Annotated in this window: 14 protein-coding genes; 3 read left to right on the top strand and 11 right to left on the bottom strand. The window is 61.2% G+C overall.

Translation table 11 applies throughout. The features are described from left to right. Positions 1-207 precede the first annotated feature (207 nt). The 8 genes from PPUTUW4_RS01790 to PPUTUW4_RS01755 all read right to left on the bottom strand — a co-directional run bounded on the left by PPUTUW4_RS01790 (position 208) and on the right by PPUTUW4_RS01755 (position 8445). Positions 208-1809 carry an AAA family ATPase gene (locus PPUTUW4_RS01790; protein WP_015093143.1) on the bottom strand — a complete coding sequence of 534 codons (1602 nt, stop codon included), beginning with the start codon at positions 1807-1809 and terminating at the stop codon, positions 208-210. 10 nt (positions 1810-1819) lie between these two features. Beyond that, on the bottom strand, positions 1820-2920 hold the full coding sequence (gene aroB, locus PPUTUW4_RS01785) for a 3-dehydroquinate synthase (protein WP_015093142.1): 1101 nt from the start codon (positions 2918-2920) through the stop codon (positions 1820-1822). Positions 2921-3070: 150 nt separating this feature from the next. Beyond that, positions 3071-3589: a shikimate kinase AroK gene (gene aroK, locus PPUTUW4_RS01780; protein WP_015093141.1), complete on the bottom strand. Its 519-nt coding sequence runs from the start codon at positions 3587-3589 to the stop codon at positions 3071-3073. Positions 3590-3593: 4 nt separating this feature from the next. After that, positions 3594-5657: a type IV pilus secretin PilQ gene (gene pilQ, locus PPUTUW4_RS01775; protein ID WP_015093140.1), complete on the bottom strand. Its 2064-nt coding sequence runs from the start codon at positions 5655-5657 to the stop codon at positions 3594-3596. 13 nt (positions 5658-5670) lie between these two features. Beyond that, positions 5671-6198, bottom strand: a complete 528-nt coding sequence (locus tag PPUTUW4_RS01770) for a pilus assembly protein PilP (protein ID WP_015093139.1) — start codon at positions 6196-6198, stop codon at positions 5671-5673. Beyond that, positions 6195-6818 (bottom strand): type 4a pilus biogenesis protein PilO, encoded by a 624-nt coding sequence (pilO, locus tag PPUTUW4_RS01765; RefSeq protein WP_015093138.1) that lies wholly within the window; start codon positions 6816-6818, stop codon positions 6195-6197. The genes PPUTUW4_RS01770 and pilO overlap by 4 nt, the downstream gene beginning before the upstream one ends. Continuing rightward, the gene (locus tag PPUTUW4_RS01760; RefSeq protein ID WP_015093137.1) at positions 6815-7381 is read right to left on the bottom strand and encodes a PilN domain-containing protein; all 567 of its coding nucleotides are present in this window, start codon (positions 7379-7381) and stop codon (positions 6815-6817) included. The genes pilO and PPUTUW4_RS01760 overlap by 4 nt, the downstream gene beginning before the upstream one ends. Beyond that, the gene (locus tag PPUTUW4_RS01755) at positions 7381-8445 is read right to left on the bottom strand and encodes a pilus assembly protein PilM (protein WP_015093136.1); all 1065 of its coding nucleotides are present in this window, start codon (positions 8443-8445) and stop codon (positions 7381-7383) included. The genes PPUTUW4_RS01760 and PPUTUW4_RS01755 overlap by 1 nt, the downstream gene beginning before the upstream one ends. A 213-nt stretch (positions 8446-8658) precedes the next feature. On the opposite strand from PPUTUW4_RS01755, the gene PPUTUW4_RS01750 reads away from it, so the two are divergent. Then, entirely contained in the window at positions 8659-11100 is a 2442-nt protein-coding gene (locus PPUTUW4_RS01750) for a penicillin-binding protein 1A (RefSeq protein ID WP_015093135.1), read from the top strand. Positions 11101-11363: 263 nt separating this feature from the next. Here the strand turns inward: PPUTUW4_RS01750 and PPUTUW4_RS01745 are convergent, their stop codons facing one another. The 3 genes from PPUTUW4_RS01745 to rpmE form a co-directional block, all read right to left on the bottom strand. After that, entirely contained in the window at positions 11364-12632 is a 1269-nt protein-coding gene (locus tag PPUTUW4_RS01745; protein ID WP_008047852.1) for a malic enzyme-like NAD(P)-binding protein, read from the bottom strand. A 183-nt stretch (positions 12633-12815) separates the two neighbouring features. Beyond that, positions 12816-13604, bottom strand: coding sequence for a thermonuclease family protein (locus PPUTUW4_RS01740; RefSeq protein ID WP_015093134.1), 789 nt, complete (start codon positions 13602-13604; stop codon positions 12816-12818). A 35-nt stretch (positions 13605-13639) separates the two neighbouring features. Beyond that, complete coding sequence (gene rpmE / locus PPUTUW4_RS01735; RefSeq protein WP_007975586.1) at positions 13640-13858, bottom strand: 50S ribosomal protein L31; 219 nt, start codon at positions 13856-13858, stop codon at positions 13640-13642. A 289-nt stretch (positions 13859-14147) separates the two neighbouring features. Between rpmE and PPUTUW4_RS01730 the strand changes: the two genes are divergently transcribed. Both PPUTUW4_RS01730 and argS read left to right on the top strand, forming a co-directional pair. Next, entirely contained in the window at positions 14148-16367 is a 2220-nt protein-coding gene (locus tag PPUTUW4_RS01730) for a primosomal protein N' (RefSeq protein ID WP_015093133.1), read from the top strand. Positions 16368-16603: 236 nt separating this feature from the next. Next, complete coding sequence (gene argS, locus PPUTUW4_RS01725) at positions 16604-18340, top strand: arginine--tRNA ligase (protein WP_015093132.1); 1737 nt, start codon at positions 16604-16606, stop codon at positions 18338-18340. The last annotated feature ends 1 nt before the right edge of the window (position 18341 follow it).

The raw sequence follows: 18341 nt of genomic DNA, 5'->3' as shown, positions 1-18341 counted from the left end.
TGACGACGAAATGTCGCAAATCCATGTCGCATTTGTGAAAGGTTTAAAGCGATCTGCTGTGCTAGTCAAAACTTTTTTAATTTTGACCGCAACGACTCAAAGACTACTGTGACGCAGACACCACAAGGCACGCAGCCCGAAAGGTTGCGCGCACTTGTAGAAATTTGAGGTGCTTGGAGAGGCGGCCTGGGTAAGGCCGCCGAATCTTCAGCGAGTTGTTGCCAGTTCCTGTTGGACGCTGGCGACAGTGCGAGGCCAAGGTTTACCAGCCTGAACCTTCGCTGGCAAGGCCTTGATGGCGGAAACGGCTGCATCACGATTGGCGAAGTTGCCGTAGGTGATCACGTAAAGCGGCTTGCCATTGAGGACTTTCTTGAAATAGCGGTACTCGCCGCCCTGCTCCTTGACGAAGCTTTGTGCGGCCGTTTCGGAGCTGGTGCCGAGGATTTGCACCACGTAGTTGCCCGGTGCCTGACCGGCGTACCAGGTGCCACCAGCCGCTTTGGCCGCCGGAGCCGGTTTCTCGGCAGGCTTGGCCGGCGCAGCAACGGCTGGCTTGGCTGGCGCTGGAGCAGGCTTGGTCACTGGAGCAGGCGCTGGCTTGGCGGTGGCGACCTGAGTCGGCGCAGGTGCCGGCGCAGGTGTAGGCTTGGCCGCCGGTGTCGGCGCAGGGCCGGCAGGAACGCCAACAGGCGGCGCTGTGGTGGTCACCGTCGGCGGTGTGGCGCTGGAGCCTTCAACCGGAACGCCGTCGTCGCCTTCGGTGATGCCGCCTGCGGCTTCAGCCAGCGGGGCGCGCATGACCGGTTGCGAGTTGCCGACCAACGGCAACGGCATCGGCTGCGTGTTGCCGGCGAATTCGACGGCCGGAGCACCGCCATTCGCGGTTGGCTGGCCCTGGCCAAGCGGCAGTTGCGCCTGTTCATTGGCCGGCGCACCGGTGGTCGGTGCCTTGTTGCGACCCGGCATCATCCAGGCGGCAGCTACCGCAACCACGACAACGGCGGAAATCGCCAATACGTGTTTCTTCGGCATATTGAACCCCATTTTTGGACGCTTGACCGCAGAGCGGCTGGCGATCATGGCTTCGATCATTGCATCGCGGGCGACCTGATTGATGCTGCCAGGCCAACCTTCGGAGCTTTCGTGAATATCAGAGATCTGATTCGCGGTGAAAAGTTCGATGCCGCGGCCAGCGCCCTCGAGCCGCTGCTCCAGATACTCGCGGGTTTCGTCCTCGGTATAGGGCTGCAGTTCGATGACGTGGAATCGCTCTTCCTCGAGATGCAAAGCCTCAAGCTGAGCGATCAGCGAGGTCTCGCCGAACAGGAACACATGCGGGCGACCTTCAGGCGCGCCGGCCGCCAGGACCATCAGAACCTCAAGGGCGGACTCATCGAGCTGTTCGGCGTCATCGACCAGCAAATAGACTTCCTGCCCGGTGAGTGCAAGCTGCACCACCTGGGCCAGAATAGCGTCGGCATCCGCCTGGGCGACATTCAGCGCCTGGGCCACCTGACGCAGCACACCGGCCGCATCGCCAGCGCCACGGGCGGACACCACCACGCTTTGTACCGACTGCTTGTTGGTGCTGGCGACCAGGGCCTGACGCAGCAGGGTCTTGCCACTGCCCTCAGGACCGGTGACCACCAGCAGTAGCTGACTGTAACGGGCCAGGTGATGCAACTGCCCCAGCACGGGTTTGCGCTGGGCCGGGAAAAATTTGAAGCCAGGTACCCGTGGAGCAAAAGGGTCATGACTCAACTGGTAATGGCCGAGGAAAGCCTCGTCGGCATGCAAACTAGTCATCGTGTTCTTATTAACCTTTAAGCTGAGCCAGGGCGCGGTAGTCTGCCCCCAGCGTGGCCTGTAGAACCTCTTTCGGATAATCGTCGGTCACCACCGCTTCACCCATGTGGCGCAGCAGCACCAGGCGCAAACGACCGTCGATCACTTTTTTATCAATGGACATGTGTTCGAGGAAATCGGCTTCTGTCATCTCTTCTGGCGGGATGACAGGCAGCCCTGCACGCTGGAACAGACGAATGCCGCGATCGCGCTCCTGCTCGCTGATCCAGCCCAGTCGCGCGGACATTTCCAGCGCCATCACGGTACCGGCAGCCACCGCTTCTCCATGTAGCCAGACACCATAGCCCATGTGGGTTTCGATGGCGTGGCCAAAAGTGTGGCCCAGGTTCAACGTGGCACGAACGCCTGTCTCTTTCTCATCGGCACCGACCACCGCGGCCTTGGCCGCGCAGGAGCGCTCGATGGCATAGGTCAGGGCTTGCTGGTCCAGATTGCGCAGGCGGTCGACGTTGTCTTCGAGCCAGGTCAGGAACGGCTCATCACAGATCAGCCCGTACTTGATGACTTCGGCCAGACCGGCGGACAGTTCGCGCGCCGGCAGGGTATTGAGGCTGGCGGTATCGATCAGCACCACGTTCGGCTGATAGAAGGCGCCGACCATGTTCTTGCCCAGCGGATGGTTGATCCCGGTCTTGCCGCCCACCGAGGAGTCGACCTGCGACAGCAGCGTGGTCGGAACCTGGATGAAATCGACGCCGCGCTGGTAGCAGGCGGCGGCAAAGCCGGCCATGTCACCGATCACACCGCCACCGAGGGCGATCACCGTGGTGCGGCGGTCATGCCGCGCGGTCAGCAGACCGTCGAAAATCAGCTGCAGGGTTTCCCAGGTCTTGAAGGCTTCACCGTCGGGCAGCACCACGGAAATCACCGAGTACTGCGCCAGGCTGCGGGTCAGACGCTCAAGATAGAGCGGTGCAACAGTCTCGTTGGAGACGATCGCCACTTGCCGTCCGCGAATGTGCGGGGCCAGCAGCTCAGGCTGATCCAACAAACCTTCGCCAATATGAATCGGGTAGCTGCGCTCGCCTAGATCGACCTTGAGTGTCTGCATGTGTCCCCACAGTGAAGATGAATCAGGCGTCCTGCCTTGAGTTAACGAATATCCACGGCATCTGCTGGTATGACGCCGTTCGGTAGCCATCTGCCACAACCTTGAGCGGTCATGGCCAAACGCCGAGGATAGCGCATTTCGCGCGGCGCTTTAACGGGGTGGCAACTGCTGTAGGCGCTCTAGAATGTCGAGTACGACCATTCGCGGCGGTCGCTCATCGGTTTCGACCACCAGGTCGGCAATTTCCCGGTAAAGCGGATCGCGGATCGCCAACAGATCCCGAAGGGTCTTGGCCGGATCGGCAGTACGCAACAATGGCCGATTGCGGTCACGGGCCGTGCGGCCGACCTGCTGCTCGACCGACGCATGCAGATAAACCACCCGCCCACCGGCATGCAGTGCCCGACGATTGGCTTCGCGCATGACCGCGCCACCACCTGTCGCCAGCACCACTCCGTCGTAATCGCACAGCTCGGCAATCATTGCCTGCTCGCGATCACGAAAGCCCGGTTCGCCTTCTTTATCGAAGATCCAAGGGATATTGGCGCCCGTGCGCAATTCAATTTCCTTATCGGAATCTTTGAATGGCAGGCGCAGCTCTTTGGCCAGCAACCGGCCGATGGTGCTTTTTCCAGCACCCATCGGTCCTACAAGAATCAAATTTCGCACAGAATCAATGACTCACAGCAATCGCCTGATTATTCATGATACGCGGAGTGAGGAATACCAACAGCTCGGATTTTTTCTCCGAAACCACATCACGCCGGAAAAGGCGGCCAAGATACGGCACATCGCCAAGAAATGGCACCTTATCTACGACCTTGCTCTGAGTATTTGAGAAAACGCCGCCAATGACGATGGTCTCGCCATCGTTGACCAGGACCTTGGCGTTGACCTCGTTTTTCTTGATCGGCGGTACATCCTGGACCTTGTTCAGGTAGTCCGGCTCGTCCTTGGTCACCTTGACCTCCATGATGATCCGGTTGTCGGGCGTGATCTGCGGCGTCACCTCCAAGGACAGCGAGGCCTCCTTGAACGACACCGAAGTCGCGCCACTGGAACTGGCCTCCTGATAGGGAATCTCGGTGCCCTTGAGGATCTTGGCGGTTTCCTTGTCGGACGTGACCACCTTGGGTTGCGAGACGATTTCCCCGTTGCCGGTTTTCTCCATGGCCGTCAGTTCCAGGTCCAGCAAGACGTTATCGGTGATGAACGCAATGCCGATTCCCGAGGTGTTGTTGGCTACTCCCATGTCGACGAACGGCGAGTTGGTGCTGGTACTGCCGGGCGTGCCGATGGTCGACGACCCGTTGAGTCCATTGCTGACACCGGAGGTGTTCCAGTTGCCCCGGTTCTGTATCGATCCGCCCCAACGCACCCCGAGGCTTTTGTCATAGTCGACGTTGGCTTCGACAATGCGCGCCTCGATCATGACCTGACGCACAGGGATATCCAGCTGCGTGACGATCCTGCGCAGCTCATCAAGCCGGTCCTGGGTCTGGTAGGCAATGATGTTGTTGGTGCGCTCGTCGACAGTGATCGACCCCCGCTCATCGGGTTTCGCTTCGGCACTGGTCACCGACTGGAAGAGTTTGGCGATGTCCGCCGCCTTGGCGTAATTCACCTGCAACAGTTCACGGCGCAACGGCGCCAGATCGGCAATCTGCTTTTGTGATTCCAGTTCCTGACGCTCACGGGCAGCAATTTCATCGGCCGGCGCAACAAGCAGGACATTACCGACCTTGCGCTTGTCCAGCCCCTTGGTTTTCAGCACCAGATCCAGCGCCTGATCCCACGGCACGTTCTGCAGGCGCAACGTGATGCCCCCCTGCACCGTGTCGCTGGCCACCAGATTGAGGTTGGTGAAATCGGCGATCAATTGCAGCACCGACCGCACATCGATGTCCTGGAAGTTCAGCGAAAGCTTCTCGCCGCTGTAAGCCTGTGGCCCGGCATTGCGCTTTTGCAGGTCGTCGACCGTCGCCGGGCGAACGCTGACCGTGAGCTTGCTGTCTGTCTGATAGGTCGAGTAATCGAACGCACCACCGGGCTCGATGCTGATGATGGCTCGATCGCCGCTCGCGCTGGCCTTGACGTACTGCACGGGCGTGGCGAAATCCTTCACATCCAGACGCACGCGCAACGGCTCGGGCAATCGGGTTTTGGCGAACCCGACAATAATCTTGCCCTCGCGCTGCTGTATGTCGGGCGCAATCGACGGGTCCGACAAGTCGATCACCACGTTGCCCTCGCCCTGCGTCCCTCGCTGAAAATCCACACCCCGAATGGCCTTGCCTGGCGTCGCAGCGGCGCGTGCCGGCATTGCCGGGGCCGTCGGCCCGGGTGCAGACGGTTTGACACCCTGCCCGACAACCACCAGCAAATTGTTGCCTTCAATTCGCGAGTCGTACGGGGCCGACTGAGCCAGGTTGATGATCAATCGCGTACGTCCCCCGGCCTCCACCACCGTTGCACTACGGGCATTTCCACTACCGAGATCGCGAGTCTTGCTGGCCAACTGACTGACGACACCCGGCAAATCCAGCGCAATCCGGGCCGGCGACTCCGTCATGTAACCCTGAGGCAACGGGGGCGGTGCATCGAACGACAACTTCAACTCGACCCGGTCTCCCGGCAGTGCGGCGACATCCAGCGCCTTGAGATTGGCCGCTTGTACCATCGGCGACAACATCGCTATCCATAGCGAAAGGCCGAAGGTGGAGAAAATCCTGTTCATTATTCGGGTTCCACTATGAGTGCTCTTTCAAAGGGATGGTCCGGGGACGCTCCAGCCACGCACCCTGACCATCAGGGACAATTTCAACCACATCGACTTGCGAACCACTGATCGCAACGATTCGTCCGTCGTTACGCCCCAGGTAATCACCGACTTTCAGGCGGTGCACGCCACCCGCCCCGCGCAACAGGGCAAAGGAGCCCGTCGCATTGGAAAGGGTGCCGACCATTTCAAACTGCTCGATGTTGAAACCTTCGAGGTATTGCCTGACCCGGTCAGGGTCGGGTTTGACGTTGCGCGAACCCCGCCGATGGGCCGCCAGATCAGTACTGATCTGTGGTGAAAACGGACTGCGCAGGTTCGCTGCGTCATAAGTGAATGTCGGGTAAGACCGGAATACCGGCGTTGGTTCAATACTGCCCGGCCCGCGCAGGCGTATTTCGCTCAGATAGGCGTCCAGATCGCTGTAGTCATCGCCTGCGCCACAACCGGACAGAACAGACAGCAACAGCACCATCGGAAAACAACGCGCCGGATTCATTGATGCCGCCCCATTTCGTTGTAGCGGTAGGTCTTGGCGAGGATGCTCAAGCGCAGTTTCGGAGCACCCTGGGGACTGACGGGGACAAGGTCGAAATCGTGCAAGGTGACAATTCGCGGCAACCCGGCCACGCCACTGACGAAGGTGGCCAGGTCGTGGTACCCCCCGGTGACCGTGATCTGGATCGGCAACTCGATGTAGAACGGCTGGGCGACCTCGGGCAGCAGCTTGATCTCTTCGAACTCCAGGCCGCTGCCCAAACCTGTACGCGTGATGTCTTCCAGCAAGCCGGGCACTTCGGTGTCGCCGGGCAGTTGCCGCAACAGCACGCTGAAAGCGCTCTCCATCTCCTTCAACTGCCGGGTGTAGAGATCGAGATTCGCCGCCATGCGCGCTTTACCGGCGAACTGCTCCTTGAGCGTCGACTCTTCCTCGCGCTTCAGATCGAGCTGGCTCTCGAGGTCGCGAGTGGAAAAGTTGTAGCCCAAGGCCAGCACCACAAGCATGAGCAAACCGGCCACCAGACACTTGATCGCCGGCGGCCAGGCCCCCATGTTGCTGGTGTCCAGCTCATTGATGTCGATCTTGCGCAGCCCTTCGAACCATTCGGACAGGCTCATTTGCCTCCCTCCGGTGCTGCCGGTTGAGTCTGGCGAACGGTCAACTGGAAGACGTTGGCCTGCTCCACCTGACCGGCAGCTGCGACCTTGACTTCGGTCAGGCTCGGCGCATCGAACCAGTCTGATGCCTCGAGGTTGCGCATCAAGTCTGAAACACGGTTGTTGGATTGCGCGGCACCGGTGATGGACAAGGTCTTTCCGGTCATTCTCACTTCGGTGAAATACACGCCGTCAGGCAGTGCCCGCGCCAACTGGTCAAACATTCGCCCACTGGTTTGGCGATTGTCTTGCAGGTCCTGGATGATGTGCATGCGTTCGACCAGTTGCTGGCGGCGCTCCTTGAGATCATTGATCTGCGTGATCCGCTCATCGACCACGGCGATTTGCCTGCCGATGTAATCGTTACGGGCGATTTGCCGGTCGATGGCACGGCTGATGGCCTGGTTGGCAACCAGCACCGCACCCATCGTACCCGCCATAGCGGCCACCAGGACCAGCAGGAAGCGTTTGCGGCGAACTTCACGCCGCTCCTCGCGCCAGGGTAAAAGGTTGATCCGCGCCATCAGTCGAAGCTCCTGAGGGCAAGACCACAGGCGATCATCAACGCCGGGGCATCACTCGCCAGGGCGGCACCATTGACCTTGCTGCCCAGCATCATTTCGGAAAAAGGGTTCGCGATCAGGGTCGGCGTGCCCAATTGCTGCTCGATCAAAAGGGGCAGCCCCGGGACCGACGCGGTACCGCCGGCCAGCAGGATATGGTCGACGGCGCTGTATTGGCCTGCAGCAAAGAAGAACTGCAACGAGCGCGACACCTGTTGCACCAGCGCCTGTTGAAATGGCTGCAGGACCTCACCGGCATAGTCTTCCGGCAGGCCGCCCTTCCTTTGCGCCAGACTCGCCTGTTCCAGCGTCAGGCCATAGCGACGCTGGATTTCCCCGGTCAACTGCCGACCGCCGAACAGTTGCTCACGGGTGTAGATAATCCGCCCGTTGTGCAGCACGCTCAGGGTGGTCATGGTGGCGCCGATATCCACCACTGCGACCGTCAACGGTTCCTCGGAAACCGCAAGCCGACTGGCCAGCAACCCGAATGAACGCTCCAGTGCATAGGCCTCGACATCGACTACGCGAGCGGTCAGTCCGGCCAGAGCCAGGGCTGCCTCGCGGACCTCGACGTTTTCCTTGCGGCAAGCCGCGAGGAGCACGTTGACCCGCTCCGGGTTGCGCGCGCAGGTGCCCTGGACTTCAAAGTCGATCGCGACTTCATCCAGGGGATAGGGAATATATTGATCCGCCTCGATCTTCAGCTGGCTTTCCATTTCGTCTTCGGAAAGAGCGGCATCCATCTCGATGATCTTGGTGATCACCGCCGAGCCTGCCACAGCCACGGCCACACCCTTGAGGCCGGTTCTGGCCCTGGTCAGCGCGCGCGCGAGGGCCAGCCCCACGCCCTCGAGGTCAGCGATGTTCTTTTCGATCACCGCGCCGACGGGCAAAGGCTCGACCGCATAAGCCTCGACCCGGAAGCGTTCGCCCTGACGGCTCAATTCCAGAAGCTTTACCGAGGTAGAGCTGATATCGATTCCCAGGAGCGTACTGGATTTTTTGTTGAAGAGTCCTGGCACTACCAATTCCCTATGACTTTCCGTGAGTTACGGACTGTGCAATGTCCATTGCGTTCAATCCGCCCGTCTTGACAGCAGCGCCAACCGCGCTCCCGATCAGAAAAATGCTTATAATGCCCAGCGTTTTTTTCCGCATTTGCTCAAGCGCGGGTCGTTCTCATTTAGCCTGAACCCTGTTGCCCAATTCATTTTTGCCCTGGATATCCAAAAGCCTTGATTCGTCTGCTGAAGTTTTTCGGTTGGTCCATCGTCGCGGTTTTCTGCGGACTCCTTCTGGGTCTGAGCGGGGCGTACCTCTACCTTAGTCCCGGGCTGCCGTCCGTGGAGGCGCTGAGAAGCATCCAGTTGCAGATTCCTCTGCGGGTCTACAGCAGCGATAACAAGTTGATTGCAGAGTTCGGCGAAATGCGCCGCACACCGATCCGTTTCGCCGACATTCCCCCCAATTTCATTAATGCGTTACTAAGTGCTGAAGACGACAATTTCGCCAACCACTATGGCGTCGATCCCGGCAGCCTGATGCGTGCCGCGACCCAACTGATCAAAAGCGGACACATCCAGTCCGGTGGCAGCACGATCACCATGCAGGTGGCGAAGAACTTCTTCCTGACCAGCGAACGCAGCTTTTCGCGCAAGACCACCGAGATCCTGCTGGCCCTGCAGATCGAACGACAGCTGACCAAGGACGAAATCCTCGAGCTGTACGTCAACAAGATCTACCTGGGTAACCGTGCCTACGGCATCGAGGCGGCGGCGCAGGTCTATTACGGCAAATCGATCCGCGATGTCAGCCTGGCGCAGATGGCCATGATTGCCGGCCTGCCCAAGGCTCCATCGCGCTTCAACCCGCTGGCCAACCCGGCGCGCAGCAAGGAGCGTCGCGACTGGATCCTGGGGCGCATGTACAAACTCGGCAAAATCAGCGAGGCCGACTACACCGCCGCGATCAACGAGCCGCTGAACGCCAGCTATCACGTACCGACTCCGGAAGTGAACGCGCCGTACATCGCCGAAATGGCCCGTGCCGAAATGGTCGGGCGTTATGGCAGCGACGCGTATACCGAAGGCTTCCGCGTCACCACCACGGTGCCGAGCGACCTCCAGGAACTGGCCAACACCGCAGTCCACGAAGGCCTGATGACCTACGATCAGCGCCACGGCTATCGCGGCCCCGAGTCGCGGTTTCCAGGCAAGACTCGTGAAGCCTGGGTAACCGAGCTGACCAAGCAACGCACCATCAGCGGCCTGGAACCGGCCATCGTGACCCAGGTCGACAAAAGCGGCCTGCAGGTGCTGACCCGCACCGGCCAGGAACACGTCAGCTGGGACACCATGAAGTGGGCCCGTCCGTTCCTGAACACCAACAGCATGGGCGCCAACCCGAAGCAGCCTTCAGACGTGGCCCAGGTCGGCGACCTGATTCGCGTGCAGCGTCAGCCAGACAACTCGCTGAAGTTCAGCCAGATCCCGCAGGCCCAGGGCGCGCTGGTGTCCCTGGACCCACAGAACGGTGCCATTCGCGCCTTGGTCGGCGGTTTCGCCTTCGAGCAGAGCAACTACAACCGCGCATTGCAGGCCAAGCGCCAGCCGGGCTCGAGCTTCAAACCGTTCGTCTACGCCGCCGCACTGGATAACGGCTACACGGCCTCCAGCCTGGTGAACGATGCCCCGATCGTGTTCGTCGACGAGTATCTGGACAAGGTCTGGCGGCCGAAAAACGACACCAACACCTTCCTCGGCCCGATCCGCCTGCGTGAAGCGCTGTACAAGTCGCGCAACCTGGTGTCGATCCGCTTGCTGCAAGCGATGGGCGTTGGCAAGACCATCGACTACATTGCTCGCTTCGGCTTCAACAAACAGGACCTGCCACCCAACCTGTCCCTGGCGCTGGGCACCGCGACCCTGACGCCAATGGAGATCGCTACCGGCTGGAGCACCTTCGCCAACGGCGGCTACAAGATCACCCCGTACATCATCGACAGGATTGAAAGCCGCAACGGCGACACGCTGTTCGTCGCCAACCCGCCGAGCGTGCCTAAGGGCGGCGCCGCCAGCGACGGCATTGCCGCACCAGCGCCTCAAGCTTTCACGGTCAATGCTACGCCGGGCGAGACCCCTGGCGCTGCGCCGACGCCACAAGCACCCGCCGTGGCCGAACGCATCGTTGACGGGCGCACCACGTACATCCTCAACAGCATGCTTGAGGACGTGATCAAGCTCGGCACCGGTCGCCGCGCACTCGCCCTGGGCCGCCCGGACATCGCCGGCAAGACCGGTACGACCAACGAATCCAAGGACGCCTGGTTCTCCGGTTACAACGCCGATTACGTGACCACCGTATGGACCGGTTTCGACCAGCCGGAAAGCCTGGGCCGCAAGGAATTCGGCGGCACCGTCGCGCTGCCGATCTGGATGAACTACATGGGCGCTGCACTCAAAGACAAGCCGCCGCATACGCAAGCGGAGCCGGAAGGCCTTCTGAGCCTGCGGGTCGACCCGATCAGCGGCCGCGCGGCCAGCCCGGGCACGCCAGGCGCCTACTTCGAGCTGTTCAAGGCCGAAGATACGCCGCCGTCGGGCAACGAGCTCGGTAACGGCAATGCGCCGGGCAGTCCATTGCCAGCGGATGAGGCAGCGCCGATCGATTTGTTCTGATTGCAGCAATGATGAAAAGCCCCGCCTTCGAAAGAAGAGCGGGGCTTTTTTTGCCTGCAAGTTTTGCATTGATAGGTCCGGCCTCTTCGCGGGCAAGCCCGCTCCCACAGTGCTCGCGTCGAACAGAAAAACCATGTACGCCACCGACCCTGTGGGAGCGGGCTTGCCCGCGAAGAGGCCTGTACAGACAACACATAAGCAGCAGGCAATAAAAAGCCCCGACTCAAATGAGCCAGGGCTATCGGTTGAAGCGCTACAACGGCTTAGCCGTTGAACACATCATCCACGCTTTTCAGCGGGTAGTTCTTCGGATACGGCAGGGTCGCCACACCGGTCTCGATGGCGGCTTTAGCCACGGCATCGGAGATCAGGGTGATCAGACGGGCATCCATTGGCTTCGGAATGATGTACTCACGACCGAATTCCAGCTTGATGCCGCCATAGGCGTCGCACACTTCCTGAGGCACTGGCAGCTTGGCCAGTTCACGCAGGGCGTTGGCCGCAGCCACTTTCATTTCTTCGTTGATGCGCTTGGCGCGAACGTCCAGGGCACCACGGAAGATGAACGGGAAGCCCAGTACGTTGTTGACCTGGTTCGGGTAGTCGGAACGACCGGTCGCCATGATCACGTCGCTACGGGTGGCGTGCGCCAGCTCCGGGGAGATTTCCGGATCAGGGTTGGAGCACGCGAACACGATCGGGTTCGGCGCCATCGACAGCAGGCCTTCAGCACTCAGCAGGTTCGGGCCGGACAGACCAACGAACACGTCAGCGCCTTGCAGGGCGTCAGCCAGGGTGCGCTTGTCGGTCGCGTGAGCGAACACAGCCTTGTACTGGTTCAGGTCGTCACGGCCGGAGTGGATCACACCGGTACGGTCGACCATGTAGATGTTTTCGATGTTCGCGCCCATGCTCACCAGCAACTTCATGCAGGAGATGGCGGCGGCGCCGGCACCCAGGCAGACGATCTTGGCTTCCGGCAGGGTTTTGCCAGCGATTTCCAGGGCGTTGATCATGCCGGCCGCGGTCACGATAGCGGTGCCGTGCTGGTCATCGTGGAATACTGGAATATCGCACTGCTCGATCAGAGCGCGTTCGATTTCAAAGCACTCGGGTGCCTTGATGTCTTCCAGGTTGATGCCACCGAAGGTGATGGAGATGCGCTTGACGGTGTCGATGAAGGCCTGCGGGCTTTCGGAGTCGACTTCGATGTCGAAAACGTCGATGCCGGCGAAGCGCTTGAACAGTACGCCTTTACCTTCCATCACTGGCTTGGAAGCCAATGGGCCGAGGTTACCCAGGCCGAGAATCGCGGTGCCATCGGAAATGACTGCAACCAGGTTGCCTTTGCCGGTGTACTTGTAGGCCAGCTCGGGATCGCGGGCGATCTCGCGTACTGGCTCGGCTACGCCCGGGCTGTAGGCCAGCGACAGGTCGCGAGCGGTAGCAGTGGCCTTGGTGAGCTCGACACTCAGCTTCCCTGGACGAGGATTGGCGTGATATTCGAGAGCGGCAGTTTTCAGATCAGACATTTTGGCATTCCGCTTTTTACTGTTGGACAGACTGGTCAGCGAGGATACGCGCCTCGCAAAGTCCCCACAAGACTGACTGGTCACCCCTGTCAAGCGCCCGCCCTTACGACTTTGGGCCAAGAGCCACGGCACACAAGGCTTAGACTGTTCACAATTGACTGAAAAAATGTCTACAATTTTTTATCACTGTTCCGCTTGAAGCATCGCCGGGTCGGTCAAGGGCAACATCCAGCGCGCCTGCCCTTCTTTCAGTCCGCCACGTCGCGAACGATCCAGCACCCAGCCGCGCGCCTCGATCTGCTTGCCCTTGAGGCTTTCCAGCGAATTCACATCAAAACGCGCCAGCAGATTGGGTGCAACGCGCAATACAACCGAGTCCTGCAACTCGATCCAAACCCCACCTCGATTGCGCTGCACCTTGCTCACACGACCGCTGAGCACGGCAAAGCCAGAAGTGACGATCTGCTCTGCCTTCAGTACAGGCGACTGGCGCCACACACCAAGCCCGGCCTGTCGAGCGTTGCGCTCTGCAGCTTGCTGACAGGCGACCAGATCGACATTCGGCGCCACGGCCACCTGGAAACCCAAGCCTTCGGCGAGCATTTGCGCTTCCAGGTTGGCGCCATCCGCGCCATAGACATGGGCCAGCGTGCGGCCGTAATGATCCTTGCTTTCTTTGCCGGGCACCAACCCGACTCGCCCGTCACTCGCCGCCACCAATGCTTCAAGGCGTTTGCGCGCGGCCACGGCGAAGGGCTCGTCGGAACGGCCCTGCTTGCCCAGCTCCGGCGTGTTCAAGCCAATCATGCGCACATTGCGGCCATCGCTCAGGCGCAGGGTGTCGCCATCCACCACCCGCTGCACCGCGATGGGTGCCAGGCCGCCTGGCGTCGGACAAAAGGCCTGCGCGCCAGACAGCCAAATCGCGGACACAAAAAAGGCGCCCGCGAGGGACGCCTTTTTCATCAGCATGGAAAAACCGCAGCGGCTTCCCAAGTTGATCGGCCTTAGGCCTTTTTCGCGCCGAAAGCACCGAAACGGTCGGCGAACTTCTGTACGCGACCACCGGTGTCCAGAGTCTTCTGCTTACCGGTGTAGAACGGGTGGCATTCGTTGCAAACGTCGATCGCCAGGGCTTTGCCGAAGGTCGAACGGGTTTCGAACTTGTTGCCGCAGCTGCAGGTAACAGCAACTGCCGGGTATTCTGGATGGATATCAGCTTTCATGGTGTTTTCCTCAGGCTAGCGTGCCGCCACCCAACACTATTGTTGAATACCGCACGTAATTAGGCCGCGGATTCTACCAGACAATCCTGTTCACGCAAGCTGTCGCTTCTACCGACCGTCTGCTAGGCTCCCGGCCTTGAGCGCCCTCCCCTGTGGGAGCGAGCCTGCTCGCGAATGCGGTGTGTCAGGCGACTTAATTGCTGACTGATACTCCCTATTCGCGAGCAGGCTCGCTCCCACAAGTTATGTGCCAAACCCCATTATTGCCTGTTGATCGAGATCCCCCCGCGTGCCCGACGCCATTCTGCGCCTCGCCCTGCCTTCGCCGCTGCGCCGCCTGTTCGACTACCGCGCTCCGGCCGGCGTCCTGCGTGCCCAACTGCACCCCGGCATGCGCCTGCGGGTACCGTTCGGCCGGCGCGAGATGATCGGGATTCTGGTGGAAGTCACCGATACCAGCGAAGTACCGGCCGAGAAACTCAAGCCGGCCCTGGCCCTGCTCGACGCTACGCCACCGCTGCCGCCCGCGCTGTTCAAGCTGTGCCTGTGGACCTCTCAGTACTATCAGCACAGCCTCGGCGACACCTTGAGCTGGGCATTGCCGGTGCTGCTGCGCCAGGGTGAACTGGCGGAAGCGCGACAGGAACGCTTCTGGTCTGTCGCGCCAGGCGCCAGCCTCGATGATCCGCGCATCGCCCGCGCCCCGCGCCAGCGCGAAGCCCTGGCCACGCTGGCCCAGCATCCCCACGGCGTCGCCCATCAGTTGCTGAGCAAACTGATGCTGAGCAAGGACAGCCTGGACTTGCTGCTGGCCAAGGAGCTGGTGCAGGTCGAGATCCGTCGCCACGCCCCCGGTGCACGCCATGAACACTGGCTGGCGCAACCGGAACTGCCGCTGAACCCGGAGCAGCGCGCCGCCTATGAGGCCATTCGCGCCGGCTTCGACAGTTACCACGCGTTCCTGCTGGCCGGCGTCACCGGCAGCGGCAAGACCGAAGTCTATCTGCAGTTGATCCGCGAAACCCTCGAGGCCGGCAAGCAGGCACTGGTGCTGATCCCGGAAATCAACCTCGGCCCGCAGACCCTGGCGCGCTTCGAACAGCGCTTCAATGCCCGCATCGCGCTGATCCATTCGGCGGTCAATGACCGCGAACGCCTCGATGCCTGGCTGGCCGCCCGGGACGGTGAGGCCGACATCATTATCGGCACCCGTTCTGCCCTGTTCACGCCGATGAAGAACCCTGGCCTGATCATCATCGACGAAGAGCACGACGGTTCCTATAAACAGCAGGAAGGCTTGCGCTACCACGCCCGCGATCTGGCGCTGGTGCGGGCGCGACAGGAAAACATCCCGATCGTCCTCGGCTCCGCCACCCCCTCGCTGGAAAGCCTGCACAACGCCTACACCGGCCGGTACGGACTGCTGCGCCTGAATGAGCGCGCCGGCGGGGCCAAACAGCCGCGCTTCCTGCGCCTGGATGTCAAAAGCCGCCCGCTGGACAGCGGCATTTCCGGGCCGATGCAACAAGCCATCGGCCAGACCCTGGCCGCCGGGCAGCAGGTACTGGTATTCCTTAACCGCCGCGGCTTCGCCCCGACCCTGCTGTGTCACGATTGCGGCTGGATGTCCGAGTGCCAGCGCTGCGATGCGCGAATGACCGTGCATCAGCGTTACGGCGAGTTGCGCTGCCACCACTGCGGCTACGTCGAACGCGTGCCGCGCCAGTGCCCGAAGTGCAACAAGGTCGATCTGCGCCCCGTCGGCGCCGGCACCGAACGGGCCGAGGAGCGCCTGGCGATTCTGTTCCCGGACTATCCGGTGCTGCGGGTCGACCGCGACAGCACATCGCGCAAGGACGCGATGAACCAGCTGTTCGCGACCATTCAGAAAGGCCAGCCATGCATCCTGATCGGCACGCAAATGCTTGCCAAAGGCCACCACTTCCCACGGGTGACGCTGGTGTCGATCCTCGACGCCGACGGCGGTCTGTTCTCCGGCGACTTCCGCGCCAGCGAACGCATGGCGCAGTTGATCGTCCAGGTCGCCGGCCGCGCAGGCCGCGCCGAAGAGCCGGGCAAGGTGATTATCCAGACGCACCTGGCCGACCACCCGCTGCTGGTGCAACTGACCGAACAAGGCTATTTCGCCTTCGCCGAACAGGCCCTGAGCGAACGCCGTGCGGCTGGTTTGCCGCCGTTTGCCCATTTGGCGTTGTTGCGGGCCGAAGCGCATAAACCGGGCCAGGCCGAAGGTTTTCTCGATGAGGCGTGCAGCGAGGCCGAGCGCTTGCTGGCTGAACAGGGTTTGACCGGGATCGAACTGTTGGGGCCGGTACCGGCGCCGATGGAACGACGGGCCGGACGTTATCGTGCCCAACTGCTGTTGCAGGCTACGGCGCGGGCGCCGCTGCATCGGTTGCTGGCCAGTTGGTTGTTGGTGCTGGAGCAGATGCCGAGCGGGCGGGCGGTGCGCTGGTCGCTGGATGTTGATCCTGTGGATTTGTATTGATTTCAAACCCGTAATCGCGAGCAAGCTCGCTCCCACAATGGTATTTCAGTGGGCATACAATATGTGTCCACCACAAAACCTGTGGGAGCGAGCTTGCTCGCGATTGCGGTCGAATTGTCACCACACATCCACAACCTGCCTGCTAAGGTTGGCAAGCCCGTCTTCGCAACGGATAATGCCCAGTTTTTCCACCAGCGCATGATGCGCCGCCGCGCCTGCGGTCGAAAGAGAAGACCATGAAAGACACCATTCGCCAGCTGATCCAACAAGCCATCACCCAACTCGTCAACGAAGGTGTGTTGCCTGAAGGCCTGTCGCCGGCGATCCAGGTGGAAAACTCCCGCGACAAGAAGAACGGCGACTTCGCCAGCAACATCGCCATGATGCTGGCCAAACCGGCCGGCATGAAACCCCGCGATCTGGCGGAAAAAATCATCGCCGCCCTGCCGGCTGACGAAAACGTCAGCAAGGCCGAAATCGCCGGCCCTGGCTTCCTGAACTTCTTCCAGAACACCGACGCCCTGGCGACCCGCCTGGACGCCGCCCTGGCCGATGACCACATCGGCGTGCGCAAGGCTGGCCCGCTTCAGCGCACCGTGGTCGACCTGTCGGCGCCGAACCTGGCCAAGGAAATGCACGTCGGCCACCTGCGCTCGACCATCATCGGCGACGGTGTAGCCCGCGTTCTCGAATTCCTCGGCGACACCGTGATCCGTCAGAACCACGTCGGCGACTGGGGCACCCAGTTCGGCATGCTGATGGCTTACCTGCAGGAAAACCCGATCACCAGCGACGAGCTGTCGGACCTGGAGAACTTCTACCGCGCCGCCAAGCAGCGCTTCGACGAATCCGAAGAGTTTGCCGACCGCGCTCGTGGCCTGGTGGTCAAGCTGCAGGCCGGCGACGCCGACTGCCTGGCACTGTGGACCAAGTTCAAGGACATCTCGCTGTCGCACTGCCAGAAGATCTACGAACTGCTCAACGTCAAGCTGACCATGGCCGACGTGATGGGCGAAAGTGCCTACAACGACGACCTGATCAACGTGGTCAACGATTTGAAGGCCGCTGGCATGCTGGTCGAGAGCAACGGCGCCCAGTGCGTGTTCCTCGACGAGTTCAAGAACGCCGATGGCGACCCGCTGCCGGTGATCATCGTCAAGGCAGACGGCGGCTACCTCTACGCCACCACCGACCTGGCGGCCGTGCGCTATCGCAGTGGCAAGCTCAAGGCCGATCGCGCGCTGTACTTCGTCGACCAGCGTCAGGCCCTGCACTTCCAGCAAGTGTTCGCCGTGGCGCGCAAGGCCGGTTTCGTGACCCATCCGATGGAAATGGAACACATGGGCTTCGGCACCATGAACGGCGCTGACGGCCGTCCGTTCAAGACACGTGACGGCGGCACCGTGAAGCTGATCGACCTGCTGACCGAAGCCCAGGAGCGTGCCTACACCCTGGTCAAGGACAAGAACCCGGAACTGGCCGAGGCCGAGTTGCGCAACATCGCCAAGGTGGTGGGCATCGGCGCAGTGAAATATGCCGACCTGTCCAAGCACCGCACCAGCGACTACAGCTTCAACTTCGACCTGATGCTCAACTTCGAAGGCAACACCGCGCCCTACCTGCTGTACGCCTACACCCGCGTGGCCGGCGTGTTCCGCAAACTCGGCAAGGACTTCAGCGAAGTCGACGGCCAGATCGTGCTCGAAGCGACGCACGAACACGAACTGGCAGCGAAGCTCGCGCAGTTCGGTGAAATCCTGAACAACGTGTCCGAAAAAGGCACCCCGCACATCCTCTGCACTTACCTGTACGACGTCGCCGGCCTGTTCTCCAGTTTCTACGAGAACTGCCCGATCCTCGCCGCCGATACCCCGGCACAAATGCAGAGCCGCCTGCGCCTCGCTGCGCTGACCGGACGCACCCTCAAGCAAGGCCTGGAACTCTTGGGCCTGGAAACTCTGGAGCGTATGTAAG

The sequence above is a fragment of the Pseudomonas sp. UW4 genome (assembly GCF_000316175.1).
Lineage (GTDB): Bacteria > Pseudomonadota > Gammaproteobacteria > Pseudomonadales > Pseudomonadaceae > Aquipseudomonas > Aquipseudomonas laurylsulfatiphila.
This window is presented reverse-complemented; position numbering and strand designations above follow the sequence as displayed.

Bases quoted from the DNA above. Each gene is read 5' to 3' on its own strand.
- pilO (WP_015093138.1), bottom strand. From the start codon at position 6,818: ATGAGCCTGTCCGAATGGTTCGAAGGGCTGCGCAAGATCGACATCAAT.
- PPUTUW4_RS01745 (WP_008047852.1), bottom strand. From the start codon at position 12,632: ATGTCTGATCTGAAAACTGCCGCTCTCGAATATCACGCCAATCCTCGT.
- PPUTUW4_RS01740 (WP_015093134.1), bottom strand. From the start codon at position 13,604: ATGCTGATGAAAAAGGCGTCCCTCGCGGGCGCCTTTTTTGTGTCCGCG.
- PPUTUW4_RS01760 (WP_015093137.1), bottom strand. From the start codon at position 7,381: ATGGCGCGGATCAACCTTTTACCCTGGCGCGAGGAGCGGCGTGAAGTT.
- pilQ (WP_015093140.1), bottom strand. From the start codon at position 5,657: ATGAACAGGATTTTCTCCACCTTCGGCCTTTCGCTATGGATAGCGATG.
- aroB (WP_015093142.1), bottom strand. From the start codon at position 2,920: ATGCAGACACTCAAGGTCGATCTAGGCGAGCGCAGCTACCCGATTCAT.
- rpmE (WP_007975586.1), bottom strand. From the start codon at position 13,858: ATGAAAGCTGATATCCATCCAGAATACCCGGCAGTTGCTGTTACCTGC.
- PPUTUW4_RS01770 (WP_015093139.1), bottom strand. From the start codon at position 6,198: ATGAATCCGGCGCGTTGTTTTCCGATGGTGCTGTTGCTGTCTGTTCTG.
- argS (WP_015093132.1), top strand. From the start codon at position 16,604: ATGAAAGACACCATTCGCCAGCTGATCCAACAAGCCATCACCCAACTC.
- PPUTUW4_RS01790 (WP_015093143.1), bottom strand. From the start codon at position 1,809: ATGACTAGTTTGCATGCCGACGAGGCTTTCCTCGGCCATTACCAGTTG.